The 13,791-nt window shown below is 38.1% G+C and carries 10 protein-coding genes; all 10 read right to left on the bottom strand.

The window, feature by feature from the left end:
- Positions 1-11 precede the first annotated feature (11 nt).
- A complete protein-coding gene (locus BUA97_RS09145; protein ID WP_072997546.1) occupies positions 12-2,546 on the bottom strand; it encodes a BamA/OMP85 family outer membrane protein in 2,535 nt (844 codons plus the stop codon).
- Between the two features lie 31 nt (positions 2,547-2,577).
- The gene (locus tag BUA97_RS09140; protein WP_072998552.1) at positions 2,578-3,321 is read right to left on the bottom strand and encodes an isoprenyl transferase; all 744 of its coding nucleotides are present in this window, start codon (positions 3,319-3,321) and stop codon (positions 2,578-2,580) included.
- Positions 3,322-3,326: 5 nt separating this feature from the next.
- Complete coding sequence (gene porG, locus BUA97_RS09135; RefSeq protein ID WP_084081299.1) at positions 3,327-4,124, bottom strand: type IX secretion system protein PorG; 798 nt, start codon at positions 4,122-4,124, stop codon at positions 3,327-3,329.
- A gap of 182 nt (positions 4,125-4,306) precedes the next feature.
- Positions 4,307-6,817, bottom strand: a complete 2,511-nt coding sequence (locus BUA97_RS09130; protein WP_072997545.1) for a tyrosine-protein kinase family protein — start codon at positions 6,815-6,817, stop codon at positions 4,307-4,309.
- Positions 6,817-7,680 (bottom strand): polysaccharide biosynthesis/export family protein, encoded by an 864-nt coding sequence (locus BUA97_RS09125; protein WP_072997544.1) that lies wholly within the window; start codon positions 7,678-7,680, stop codon positions 6,817-6,819. Before BUA97_RS09125 ends, BUA97_RS09130 begins: the two co-directional genes overlap by 1 nt.
- Positions 7,681-7,710: 30 nt before the next feature.
- The gene (locus BUA97_RS09120) at positions 7,711-8,817 is read right to left on the bottom strand and encodes a glycosyltransferase family 4 protein (RefSeq protein ID WP_072997543.1); all 1,107 of its coding nucleotides are present in this window, start codon (positions 8,815-8,817) and stop codon (positions 7,711-7,713) included.
- Positions 8,818-8,832: 15 nt separating this feature from the next.
- Entirely contained in the window at positions 8,833-9,846 is a 1,014-nt protein-coding gene (locus BUA97_RS09115) for a glycosyltransferase family 2 protein (protein WP_072997542.1), read from the bottom strand.
- A 3-nt stretch (positions 9,847-9,849) separates the two neighbouring features.
- Positions 9,850-10,920: a formimidoylglutamase gene (locus tag BUA97_RS09110; protein ID WP_072997541.1), complete on the bottom strand. Its 1,071-nt coding sequence runs from the start codon at positions 10,918-10,920 to the stop codon at positions 9,850-9,852.
- Positions 10,921-11,040: 120 nt separating this feature from the next.
- Entirely contained in the window at positions 11,041-12,600 is a 1,560-nt protein-coding gene (locus BUA97_RS09105; protein ID WP_139258287.1) for a hypothetical protein, read from the bottom strand.
- A gap of 6 nt (positions 12,601-12,606) precedes the next feature.
- On the bottom strand, positions 12,607-13,737 hold the full coding sequence (locus tag BUA97_RS09100) for an EpsG family protein (RefSeq protein WP_072997539.1): 1,131 nt from the start codon (positions 13,735-13,737) through the stop codon (positions 12,607-12,609).
- Positions 13,738-13,791: the final 54 nt, after the last annotated feature.

The raw sequence follows: 13,791 nt of genomic DNA, 5'->3' as shown, positions 1-13,791 counted from the left end.
TAGTATTTTATTTATAATGGCTGATTCATCAAGAAATGCTGTTGCCATCCTGATGGTTCTGAGCTTCCTAATGTTTTATCAAATCCATAAGCAAAGTCAAATCCTATCAACCCAAAGGCAGACATAGATACTCTGATACCAAGTCCTGCCGCTCTCTTAAGTTTGAACGGATTATACGTCCCGAAACTGTTCCACGCATTACCCGCTTCTACAAATGTCAGTGCAAATATCTTCGCTGTCTGATTCATGGAAATCGGGTATCTTAATTCAGCAGCAAATCTGTTATAGATCGTTGCTCCTCCATAAGGTGTAATGTCATAAGGCGAAGATGAGCTGAATCCTGTAGAAGATGCATTCTCATATCCTCTTAACGGCACCAATTCTCTACCATCAAATCTTCCATTGAACAAACCTACACCTCCAACATAATATCTTTCAAATGGCGGTGGCCCCAATTCCTTGCTGTATCCATTAAGAAAGCCCATTTCTCCGGTTGTTCTCAGTACCAGCTTCCCAATAACTTCGTTATAAAAATCTGCTTTCAATTTCACTTTATAAAACTCCATCCATTTGTACTTGTCCAGCGTATTCATTGTTGAATAATCTTTGTTGCTGAACCAAGAATATGGCGGCGTGAATTTCAGTGATGCTTCTATATTAGAACCGTATGTCGGGAAAACAGGATCCAAACCAGCGGAGTTTCTGCTCAATCCAATATTGAAACTGAATGATTTTGTGCTTCCGTTATATTCCAACGCATCTCCGAAATAAAATGGGTAATTACTGAAATTATAACTCTGATACTGGATTCCCGTGTAAAGCGAGAAGTAATCATCCGGCCACTTTAATAATCTGCTGAGACCTGCTGTCGCAGAGAAAATATTCATGGTCTGATCTCCTGTCGAATACGAATAATTCACTCTGGAATAGTTCAATCCAACAGACAAAGCGGTTGGTCTTGTTCCAAAAACCCATGGCTCTGTAAATGAAACTCCATAATTGGTGAAATATTGCCCTGCCTGCGCCTGAAGTGATAAAGTTTGCCCATCACCCTGCGGAACTGGCTTGAAATCTTTGAATTTAAAAAAATTTCTCAGTGAAAAGTTATTAAATGTAAGACCCAGAGTCCCGATGAAAGATCCGCCACCATAACCAGCCTGAAGCTGTACCTGAGAAGACCCTTTCTCTACCAGTGTCCAATGCATGTTCACAGTATTATCCTGAGGATTTGGTTTTACATCAGTCCCGATTTGCTGTGGGTCGAAAAACTGCATCCCTGCCAGTTCGAAATAAGTTCTTTTGATATCGGATTTTGCAAATAAACTACCCGGTTTTGTTCTTAAAGACCTTAGAATCACATGGTCATGCGTGGTTGTATTGCCCGACCATGTTACACGGTTCCAGGTTGCCTTTTCGCCTTCATTGATCCTGATCTCCAGGTTGATGGAATCCCCTTTAATCGATTTTTCAATCGGAGTTACATTGGAGAAAAGGAATCCGTTGTTCATGTAGATAGACTTCAGATCGGAGTCATCTTCTTTTCCGCCATCTTCTCCGACTTTTTTGTTGAATCCTACAGCATCATAGATATCACCCGTTTTGTAGCCTAATACTTTTTGTAAAAACTCCGATGAGAATGTTGTATTACCAATGAAATTAATATCGCCGATGTAATATTTTTTACCTTCATTCAGCTTTACGTTGATATTATAACCTTTTTCATTTCTGAAAACAGAGTCAGACACAATTGTCGCATCTCTGAATCCAAGAGAATTATAATAACTGATCAGGTTTCTTTTGTCCTCATCATATTTATCCTGAACAAATTTTGAAGGTTTGAAGATTCCTTTGATGAACCTTTTTTGTTTGGTTTCCTTGAAACCATTTTTTCTAAGCTTTCTGCTCGATACATTTTCATTCCCAGCAAAAGTAATTTTATCGATTTTTACTTTTTTTCCTTTGGATACCTCGATAGTCCAGTCCACCAGATTGGAATCCGTTCCGTTGGCTTTTTCCTGTATATTGATCTTCGCATCTGCAAAACCTTTTGCAATATATTCCTGAGGAATCTTATTCTGAAGGCTGGAAATCAAATTGTTATTGATCTTGGTTCCCGGTTTCAGATTATTATCCTTAATCAGTTTTTCGTTCTTCGATTTTCCGATGCCCTTTCCGGTAAACTTGATCTCACCAAGTTCTTTCAGGTCCTGCAACTGGAACTGAAGGACTACATTTTGCCCTTCTATGTCCTGTACATATACTTCTACTTTCGAAAAAGACTGTGTTTCCCAGAGCTTTTTGACAGCGTTGCTCACTCTTTGCCCGGGAATCTCTAACTTCTCTCCCTTCACAAGACCTGTAAAACGCAAAATCTGAGCTGGCGTATATCTTTTGACACCGTCTACAACGATATCTTTCAGAACATACTCCTGATTTTGGTTTCCTAAAAGTTCTGTGTTATCTGCATTGTTACCCTGTGGAACAACTTGCGCCTGAAAATACACGGAAGCTGTTAACAAAATAATGGGTATAAATCTTAATTTCATTCTTATTGAAGTTGTTCTCTTTTCTATATTTTTATGAAAGCTGCTCGCTTGTCATTCCGTACCTTCTCTCTTTATTCTGATAATCGATAACACACTGGAAAAATGTATCTTTGGTAAAGTCCGGCCAAAGGACATCCAAAAACTGAAGTTCCGCATAAGCAATCTGCCAAAGCAGAAAATTGCTGATCCTTACCTCTCCGCTGGTTCTGATCATCAGGTCAACCTGTGGGAAATTTTTTGTGTAAAGATGATCTTCAAAGACTGATTCGTCTATATTTTCCACATCCAGCCTCCCTTCCTTTACTTCCTGGCTGATTTCTCTAACGGCCTTTAGGATTTCTTTTTGCGAACCATAATTGAGTGCTAGGATCAGATTACCTTTATTATTATTTTTTGTTAATTCAATAACATTCATCAACTGGTCTCTTACCAGCTCCGGAAGCTGCGTTATATCACCCACAACATGCATTCTGAGTCCTTTTGAAAATATCTCTTCGGCTTCCAGCAGCAATGTTTCTGACAACAGATTCATTAGAGTATCTACTTCTTCTTTCGGGCGGCTCCAGTTTTCGGAAGAGAAAGTGTAAAGTGTAAGATAAGGAATATGGATCTCATTACAGGCATTGATAACATTCCGAACAGCAGTAATGGCGTTTTTATGTCCAAAGGTTCTTTCTTCTCCTCTGGATTTTGCCCACCTTCCGTTTCCATCCATGATGACAGCAACGTGTTTTGGTAATTTGTCCTTGTTTATAAGCTTCTTTAAATCCTGCATAATCATTATTTGCAATAACACGGTGGTCTTCCGAAAGAATAAGACAAAATAATCGAAGCAGAATTGACCCAGTCTTTTGAATTAAGATTCCCAATATTTCTCTGATCTATAAAACTTTGTACAACAAGAGCTGTCTGTTCTTTGTTCAGAGCACTTTTCGCAACAGACACGTCTCCTTCCTTCAACATGCTGTAATCTACCTGATCCGAGAATGTCGGACGGAACATAAACTCACCGGATAATGCCCAGTTGTAATTGAATTTATATTTAAGACCAACGCCTATAGGCAATCCCATTGTAAAGATCTTATCCGATTTATATTTTACACTGATATCCGAAGCTGAATTGATCGTGAGCTCAGGCTTCACACCATTCATATACAATCCTGACACTCCTGCAAAAATATAAGGACTGATCATGCTTTTCTGCTCATCGTTGACAGGCAGAAAATTATATTCAAAAAGTAAATCCGCTGAAAAAATGTTGTTCGTTCCCCATAATTTCCTTACCCTTCTGTAATTCTCATTAGCATACCTGTCATCAAACTGTATATTATTATATCCCAGGTTGAGCCTCACCGTCTGATAAGGATTAAAATTCATCCTGTACATGACGCCGCCGTAGAATGGCAGGCCATAATCCGAGATGTTACCAACAGGCCTCTGCAAAATATAATTCGTTTTACCTATATCTCCTACGAGATTACTCATGCCAAGCTGCACCCCTATCTCATGCCTCTGAGCTTTTACAAAACTCAAAAAACAAAATATAGCGGCAAAGGCATAAGTTAATTCTCTCTTCATTTTCAATATGCTGAAACGTCTTTTAGTCAAAAATTTGGTGCAAATATAAAACATTTTTAGATTAAGGAACTTCTTAAAGTTTAGTTAAATAAAAACAAAAAAATATAATTTATTGTTATAAAACGAACTTATTGTCAAAATAGTCTCTAAAATAACAAAAGCCTTTGTTAAGGCTTCTGTTATTATTTTCTGTTGAAAAACTTTCTAAGCTTATTTCTGACCTTGATTACCGCTGGTTCCTTGTAGTTTTTATCTTCATCAAAATAACCGTAACCATAGCCGTAGCCATAGCCGTAACCATAGCCGTAACCATAGCCGTAGCCATAACCCTGTTTCACAACAAAGTCATTATATACCAATCCCAGATTGGTAACTTCTTTATTAAAATATTTTTCTGTAATCATTTTCACCATGTGTTTTTCCGTATACTCATGGCGGACAACGTAGATGGTGGTGTCGGCTTTTTTGATCAGTTCAAAAGAGTCCGCAACCAAACCAACCGGCGGCGAATCTATAATAACATATTCATAGATATCCTTCAGTCTTTCTATAAACTTCATGTTGTTATCGCTCATAAGAAGCTCAGAAGGATTGGGCGGAATCGGTCCGGAAGTAATGACATCCAGACCCGGGATAGATGTATGATTGATAATCTCCTCCAGTTCTACCTGACCGGTAAGATAATTAGAAATTCCGTTCTTATTATTAATTTTAAAATCACCAAAAATCTTGGGTTTTCTGAGATCCATTCCCAATAAGACCGCTTTTTTCCCGCTGAGTCCTAGAACAGATGCAATATTAATAGAAACATAAGTTTTTCCTTCTCCACTGATGGAAGATGTGACGAGTATCACCTTGCTTTTCTGCTCTTCGTCAAACAGGAAACGGAGATTGGCTCTGACTGCCCGGAAGGCTTCTGAAATAGAAGACTTCGGTTCTTCAAGAACTGTAAGGTTATTATCGTAGGTATTATGTCCGACTACACCTAATAACGGTATTCTTGTGGCTGTCAACAGCTCTTTGAGATTTCTGATTTTATTGTCCAGCAATTCTCCAAAGAGTAAAAATATAAGTGGAATAAGCAATAGCCCGCCTATAATTTGCATTTTTGTAGCATTGATATCCGGTGCTATTGGTCCCTGACCAAGATTTTTCGCATTGTCAATAACATTCAGATTGCTTTGGTTGGTAGCAACGCGCATCTGGGACTTTGCCTGTTCGGTCAACAGGGTGTTATAAGTATTTTCAATAATCTTGTAACCTCTCTGTGCGTCCAGAAAGATTCGCTGTTTTTCAGGAAGTGTTACCAGCTCATTATCAATTTTACCGATCTGTGCATCCAGGTCAGAAAGCTTATTGTAATAACCCTGAAAATATTTTTTCAATCCGTCCTGGGATGTAAATTTTGCTTCATTGATCAGCTTGTTGATCTCGCGCATAGGTTCGGAATTCGGCGTATAGATCTGTGCCATTTCCCTGCGCCTTGCATACAATTGCTTCAGCTCAGAAACAGAAGCATTAAAATTTCCATCTTCTATTCCGGCAACATTCAGGCTTATTATTTTTTCAATATTGTTCGTATTGACAGAACTTCGGATGTCGTTCAGGGAATTAATTTTGGTGGTAAGTTCTGCTTTTTGCGTTTCCAGATCGGTTAGTTTCGCCAATGTTTTGGAATCGATATTTTCCATATCGAAAAGACGGTTATTGATCTTCAGATTATTAAGAATATTGCCGCTGGAATCCAGTTTTTTCCTGATATTCAGTAGGTTTTCATTGAGATATTCAACCGTATTCTTATCCACCATGTTCTGATCCATGAGTCTTTTCTTTATCAATTCCTGTACGGAACTGTTAAGAAAGTTAACCGTGTTATTCAGATTATAACCTGTTTTTGTAATAATCATGATGGAAGAAAGTTCTTTGTCGAACTCTACATACAAACTTCCGATAATGCTGTTTACGGCCTGATTTACAGGTGCCAGCGTCACAATCACATTATCCAGTCTCAGATTGCTGGGATTAGGATTAGGAACAAGTTTAAACTTTAGGTTAGGCGTTTCATACCATTCATTCAAGCCGATAGTTCTGTTATTCGGTCGCGGATATGCCGGTATGGCTTCCAGACTTTCCGTATTATAATTATACAGGTTGGTAGATTGTCCTTTTTCCGGAAGAATGATCTCGTATTTATTATTACTTTTAGGAATTATGCTGATGGGATAATTAACCTGCTGCAAATGTCCTTTCTCGACCTCCAGGAAAAAAGGGCTGTCTTCCCTGTCCAGATAGGTTGTTTTTATTAAACCTTTTGTGGTATAGTTGGTGATGAGATTAAGTTTCTTAACCAGATATTCGTTATGGCTTCTGGACAATAATATTTTTTTCAGATAAACGCCATCCTGGTTTCCTCCTTGTCCCCATATGAAATTAATAGACTGATTTGGTGTAAAATAGCTTGCTGTATTATTGGATATGCTTAACGAAAGACTGGACGAGTATATCCTCTGCGCATAATATTTGCTGTAAACATAAGAAATACAGTAACCCAAAAATCCTAAGATTACAAACCAATACCAATTCCTGATGATTCTTTGCAAAAAATGAACAGGGTCAAACAAATTGAATGAGCCTATTTTTTCAGCGGCGTTTGCTGTGTCCTGCGACTTATTTCCGTTTTTATCAGGAATCATTATAATCTTGTGATAATTAAATAAATAGACATTACTGTAGTAAGCAGAGAAACTCCGGTTGTCAGAGTCTGAACCGGCTCTTTTCCAAAGCCGTTGATACTTTTCCCATTGGTATTGAGGTAAATGATATCACCATTTTGCAGCCAATAGTAGGGCGAGTTCATCGCATCTTCTCTTGTCAGATCGAGTTTTGCTGTTTTTATGCCTTCAGGATATTTTCTGTGGATGGTAATATTTTTTCGGTCAACTGTTCTGTTGAGTCCACCATTCATTGCAATGGCCTGCATAATGTTAAGCTGAGTAACATAAGCCGTTTTTTCCCCTGTGACACCCACGGTTTCCATATCACCAAGTATGTAGTAACGTATGCCGTCTAGGTTCAATCTGACTTCCGATTTTCCTTGTAAAAAATTCTCATTGACCTTTTCCTGGATTTCCTTGGTCATGTCTTCCACAGTTCTGCCTTCGGCTTTAATGTATCCGATCCCGAATATATTGACATCTCCTTTGGAGTCGACCTTCAGTCCGTTGAAATAAAAAGTTGCATTGCCTCCGGATCCTGTTCCTCCGCTGTTTTGTCCGCCAGATGTGCCTGTTGCGTTCTGAGTTCCTCCGGAAGAAGTGTTCAGGGATGAGTAAAACTGTGCAGCGTCACCTTTTGGTGTTGTGACAACATTCAGGCTCAGAATATCTCCTTTTGTCACCCTGTATTCCGGGACGTTATAAGGAACCAAGCCTTCTTCATTGATCGTAAGACTCTCGCTGGGTTGCAGGTAACGAATATCTTTTTTGGAGATGCAGGATGTGCTGGCTCCAAATAAAATAAGCAATGAAAATATATTAAATAAGTAATGTTTTGACATCAATGTTTTTTTTGCAAAAATATAACAATTTTAATCTTTCCTGAATCTTAACAAAAATATAGGCAAATATGCTCCTAAAAAGCCTAAGGCAAGTATAATCAACAAAAGGAGATTTACATTTATATGTCTTAAATAATAGGCGGCAATTATTATTAAAAAATAATACGCGAGTATATATGCCGTGGATCTCCTATGTGTAATTCCAAGATTCAGAAGCTTGTGATGGATATGGTTTTTGTCCGGAGACAATACTGATTTTTTATGATAAATCCTGGTGATAATTACAGTCAGCGTGTCAATAATAGGCAAGATCAGAATGGCAACCGCAATGACAGGAGCAGATTGTAAATGATAAAATATTTCGTCTCTTTTTGCGATAAAAATCTCGATGAAAGATATCCCTGTGAATGCCAGCAAGAACCCCAATATCATGGATCCTGTGTCGCCCATAAAAATCTTCGAACTCCTTTTGTTGGATAAGTTGAAAATCAGGAAGCCAAGTGATGCCGCTATTAGGATGGCACAAAGAATCACCAACGGATCGTTATGACTTCCCAAACGGAAAAAACTGATACCGAACAGCGCACTCGTGGCAATGGTATAGCTGCCTGCGAGTCCATCTATACCGTCTATCAGGTTGAAAGCATTGATAAGAATAATAAATGTAAGTATGCTGAAGAAAACACTTGCATAATAATTGATCTCATAGACACCAAAAAGGCCAAACAGGCTTCGGATACGCACATCAGAACCGGCAACAACCAATGCGGAAACCAGAATCTGAGCCAATAATTTTTTGTAGGCACGCAACACCATGATGTCATCCATGATTCCCACAAAAAAAAGAATGATAAACGATGCGAACAAAAACTTATAACGGTCAAATAATTCGTAAGCAAAAACAGGGGCGCAAACGCCAAGGGAAAAAAATATCGCAACTCCTCCGAGATTTGGAATTTTCCGGAGATGAGAACTCCTCGCACCAGGTTCATCCATCAGGTTTTTTCTTCTGGAAATTTTAATAATGGTGGGAATAGATATGTAAGTAATTAAAAAAGAACAAACGAAGCCAACCAGCAACTTGAAATAAAAGAAGGAGATTCCGCTGCTTTCCAGAAAAGTTTCGAAATTGTTCATCTGTGTTTGGCTTAATTATGATTTCATTGTCAGCAACCTGACGATCTTTCTCAGCTTTAAAAGACTAAGTATATAATAAATTTTTTTTCTTATCGGCAAAGATAACAGATAATTCTTACCAAACCGATTATATTGCAATATATCTTTAATTTTTAGACCATAAGCCTTTCTAAACCGATCCAATTCTTCGGACATAAAATAAAAATCTTCCTCTTTTTTCACAAAAGCCAGATAAGCCAAAAATGTATAAACACCTTCCAGCATCTGAAAATTCTTCAGGACTGATACCTGATCGGAAAATCTGCTTTTCCCGAAATTTTCACTCACGGTTTCGACAGCTTTCAAAATATCAAGTCCTTTCCGGGTATGAGTTTTACTTATGGATTCCGCCCGTTCCAGATACTGATAATGGTAATTCGGGGTGAATGACAAAACCCTGCACTCCAGCAGCAGCTGGGGAATCAGTTCAATGTCTTCAAAATGAATTCCTTTTTTGAAACGCTTCATATTAAATAGATCTCTTCTGAAAAGCTTATTACATGCAAAATAAGAAATGTCAGAAAAAACAGACAGATTATTATCAAGAATGATTTTTTCCGGGAAACCGGGAAGTTGTGTCAGCTGCTGAGTGATATTTCCTTTTTCATCCACTTTCTGAAGATTGCAGATTACCATTTCCGCGCTATGTTTCTCCGCAAGATAATACATCTCTTCAAACATGCTTTCAGAAACATAATCATCACTGTCCACAAAACCCAGATATTGGCCATTTGCTCTGTCAATACCGAAATTTCTCGCATCGCTGAGACCACCGTTTTCTTTGTTTAAGCTAAAAATTTTCTCAGGATATTTTTTTTGAAATTCTTCAACGATTTGTTGAGATGCATCTTTGCTTCCGTCATTTACAACAAGAATTTCTATTTCCTGCAAGGACTGGCTGACCAGTGAGAGCAAACATTTTTCCAGATATTGCTCTACATTATAAACCGGAACAATGACCGATACTTTGATAGCTGAATCCCAACCCATTGATTAATTTCTTGTAAATCTGGCATTCAGAAAACCTTTCTTCGCTTCGTCAAAATCAGAACGCGAACAAGGGATGCAATGATCAATATTTTCATCATCCCCAAAATACCAAAGATTGCTGAAAACATCTCGCTTGAAAGCATATTGCTCATCATTGATCAGGACATAAAAGGTTTCATATGATCTCTCCTTCGGGTGAGAACGCTGGATATTGATCCCTTCTATCAGATACCAGATCATCTGTGCCAGAAGCTGATGATTCAGCTGGGAATCTGAATAAATATTATAATTGAAAATCCCGACCGATCTCAGCTTTTCACTCAGGCCTATCTCTTTCATATATGCACATATCTCTCTCCTATTCAGTCCGTTAACCTGGGGATTCATAGAAAAAGCTTCACCGAAGCTTTCTACAGCATCACAATTGATGGTTACCAGATCTGCTTTGCGGAAATAGGGCTCTGTTTTTTCGGTAGAATTCATCAGTTCTGCAAGGCGGATGATATCAAACTGCACTTCTTTTATGAGCTTCACAGAGTCCATTTCGTTCAGATGTTTCTGATAGCCAAGATGATGATAATTTTTAATAGAAAAATTTTTAGAGCTCAATATTTTGCTCAGGAAACTGGATTCGTGGATTTCATCTTCCTGTTTCAGAGAAACCACATTGCTGATCTGGGTATAACTGATATCTTTCTGATGAAAGTTAAGTGCGGAAAAAAGTGAAAATGCCAAATCATTGCTCCCGCCAATAATTACCGGAATAGCATTTTTGTAGTGGCAGGAGGAGAGCACTTCCTGCAAAATATAATGTGAATCCTGCGGCGTTCTTCCGGAAACCAGATCACCAAGATCCACAACCGGAATCTCAAAATCCAGTTGGGATAATTTGTAAAACTCTCTTCGGACACCTGTGAAATCCTGACTTTCCGCTTCGCCATCCGCACCTCTGTAATCCGACATGAAAAGCAAAACGATACTGTCTTCCTTGATCTCATGAATAATGCTTTCACCGATTTGCCATTTTTCAGTTCTAATTTTTTTTGGTGGAATGATGAAGTCTTCGAAGTTCATATGAGGTTTTTTTATATCAGATCTTAAATGCAAAGTTCGCAAGTTTTTTAATTAATTCAATGATGATAATTTTTGCAAAGCAGTGAATGAAAGAATCTTTTATTATTACTTTGGTTAGTATTATTTTATAATTTTTATAATAACATCTTTCGGTACATGCCTGGAAAATTCTTTCAGCTGATGTTTTAGTTGGTCTGTATTTTCTTTTTTTACAGCATAAAAAGAAACTGTCGTTCCGCCAGCCATATAGTTATTCTGAATGGTGAGTGTTCCGGCTTTGGAAAAATAATCCGGCATTTTTACCCATTCGTCAAAAACGATTGCAATCTCAAAATTAAGGTTTCTCGCAGTATCATAAACATATTTTTGCAAGGCTTTGTTATCTGTAAATTTTGCATGATCATTTTTCCTGAGTTTTGCCACATCGATGCTTCCCAGTCCGTAAGTATCCAAAAGATGAATATTATTAAAATACGTAATTGCACCAATATCATTAGCAATAACTTTGGAATTACGGTAATACCTGTGCAGAAAATCTGCGAGCTGGATCTGCTGATCGAAGATATTTTTGGAAGCAATCGGCTGGTATTTCAGCATGGTAACGAATCGCATAGAGAAAGTGATCAATAACAGGAATACCATTATATATTTTAAAACTCCATTTCTGATTTTATTTTGAAATAAAACATCTGCGAATGGTGCGATTGCAAATAACAACAGTACAACCAGATAAGCTTCATAACGAATCAGCCAGCCGAAATTCGCAAAAAGAAGATGAATGATAAATCCACAAAACACTACGCCGGGAATGGCATTTTCAGATATCTTATTTATCATTGATTTCTTATTCTTTGCCTGGATGAAAATTTGGGTAATCAGAATGATAAGTAATACTAATACCGAAATTCCCCGGTAGGCATTCCCGGCAACCCTGGTTAAAAATCCGACAATCCCATCGTTGGTATTTCCTTTCAGAATAAGAGAATTCGGAAGAAAAAATGAGCCATGATCCACCGAAATATAGCCATAAACAACTACCGGCAAAATTGCAAAACACCCCAATATCACACCGATTACATAATCTCTTTTGATAAAAAAAACATACGCACAAATGAAGAAGATGAAGAAAAGACTTTCATACCGGAAACCTGTAGCAATAATAGAAAACAAAGCCAGATTCGAAAAATGTCTTGGGCTTTTGTCGTCAAGGTATTTTTGGAACGCCAGTAAAACCATCACCATTACCAGTGTATGGAAAACGTGCTCCATCCCGGTCATGATCATCAGATGCAAAGGCATCAGCAAAACAACTGCAGAGAGAAAAAGGGCGTAGGTTACAGGCGAGAATTTTTTCAAATATTTGTGAAAAACCACAAGTAATGCAATACCGGCGATCGTGTTAGCAACCAGCGGAATATATTCCCAATTACCGAAAATTTTTATTAAAACTGATAATAAAAAGGTAAAAAGCGGCGAGGAGGTTGTAGATGAAAATTCATACCGCGTGATTCCCCAAGTTCCGGATTGTGCAAAATTTTTCCCCATTGACAGGTGGATATAAGCATCGTCCAAAGGATAGATATATTTACCCGCAAAGTTTGTAACCACCTGCACATTGTAAAAAATCAACAAGCCGAGTATCAGAAAAATGCCTAAAAGTACTGTGTTTCTTCTCATCATAAAAAATTAATTGCTCCAAAGGAAATTCTGGTATCTATCCGGCGTGAACCGTCCTGCATTTCCCTGGTATTTTGCAAATACGAAATAATAAAAGATCATAAAAATCACAAAAAACAGGTGAACCAGCCGCTTTGTATTTTTATTATCAATAGCATTGACAATATTGGGAATCACCAGCGGCACGAAACCCAGATAAGAGCCCACAAGTCTGGTGGAAAACACAGGATTGCTTCTCATTATAAAGTACAGGCAGACTCCCGTTATCAGGATATTGCGCATATATTCGTAATAATAGATTTTCTGACAGGCTACCTTGTCATAGGTAATCAGCAAAAAGCTGAAAACAAGCATCAGTCCGTCCATAAAGCTTGATGCAGACGATTCGTAATTGATATAGCCGTTGTAACCGTTTGAAAGATCCTGCAGACTGAGCGTACTCAGAAACGAGGAGAATGCATTGTAAATCTGGAACGGAGAAAGAATCACACAGACCATTACAGAATAAAAGATCCTGCCAGAGCTCATAGGAATGATCGCAAGCCAATATGCAGGCAGGAAAACGATAGTTGACTTGTGAAAAGCATAGGCCACATAGATACACAGAAGATACCACCACACCTTTCTTTCTTTTATAAAACGGAAAGAAAGGATGCAAACCGTCATGCCAAGAGCCTGTCTCATGTGTCCGCTGTCACCAATAAAAAAACCGGGAATCATAAACAGCAGAATAGAAAAGACAGGATATTTAGAATTCTTATAATAAACCGCCAACTTGCCGCATATGCTGATAACAGCGATGATGAGTGTGAGTTCCTTAAACGGAAGGCCTGTTGTATAAACCCATTTGTTCAGCATCGCATACATCCATTCTATGTCGATCCTTGATCGCTGGAAAAACATCTTGTCAATAAGCTGTCTGTAATCTACTGTCGGGAAATACTCATTGTACATTGCCTCATACACCGGATAATCCGGGCCGACATACTTTCTGTAACCGACAATGACAATCAAATACACCGCTATGCTCCAGAAAATAAATTTCGGGGTTCTGGAATCATCTCCCCTGTTCACCTCCACAAAACTGTAGAGAATAAGGAAAACAAATACGATTGTAAAAACGGGGTGCAAAAATTCCATCAATTGTCTTTTCTGTAAAGCATCCTTTCAGGATTACAATGTCCAAATATAATT

This window comes from Epilithonimonas mollis, from assembly GCF_900142325.1.
GTDB classification, from domain to species: domain Bacteria; phylum Bacteroidota; class Bacteroidia; order Flavobacteriales; family Weeksellaceae; genus Epilithonimonas; species Epilithonimonas mollis.
This window is presented reverse-complemented; position numbering and strand designations above follow the sequence as displayed.

Bases quoted from the DNA above. Each gene is read 5' to 3' on its own strand.
- BUA97_RS09145 (WP_072997546.1), bottom strand. From the start codon at position 2,546: ATGAAATTAAGATTTATACCCATTATTTTGTTAACAGCTTCCGTGTAT.
- BUA97_RS09140 (WP_072998552.1), bottom strand. From the start codon at position 3,321: ATGCAGGATTTAAAGAAGCTTATAAACAAGGACAAATTACCAAAACAC.
- porG (WP_084081299.1), bottom strand. From the start codon at position 4,124: ATGAAGAGAGAATTAACTTATGCCTTTGCCGCTATATTTTGTTTTTTG.
- BUA97_RS09130 (WP_072997545.1), bottom strand. From the start codon at position 6,817: ATGATTCCTGATAAAAACGGAAATAAGTCGCAGGACACAGCAAACGCC.
- BUA97_RS09125 (WP_072997544.1), bottom strand. From the start codon at position 7,680: ATGTCAAAACATTACTTATTTAATATATTTTCATTGCTTATTTTATTT.
- BUA97_RS09120 (WP_072997543.1), bottom strand. From the start codon at position 8,817: ATGAACAATTTCGAAACTTTTCTGGAAAGCAGCGGAATCTCCTTCTTT.
- BUA97_RS09115 (WP_072997542.1), bottom strand. From the start codon at position 9,846: ATGGGTTGGGATTCAGCTATCAAAGTATCGGTCATTGTTCCGGTTTAT.
- BUA97_RS09110 (WP_072997541.1), bottom strand. From the start codon at position 10,920: ATGAACTTCGAAGACTTCATCATTCCACCAAAAAAAATTAGAACTGAA.
- BUA97_RS09105 (WP_139258287.1), bottom strand. From the start codon at position 12,600: ATGATGAGAAGAAACACAGTACTTTTAGGCATTTTTCTGATACTCGGC.
- BUA97_RS09100 (WP_072997539.1), bottom strand. From the start codon at position 13,737: ATGGAATTTTTGCACCCCGTTTTTACAATCGTATTTGTTTTCCTTATT.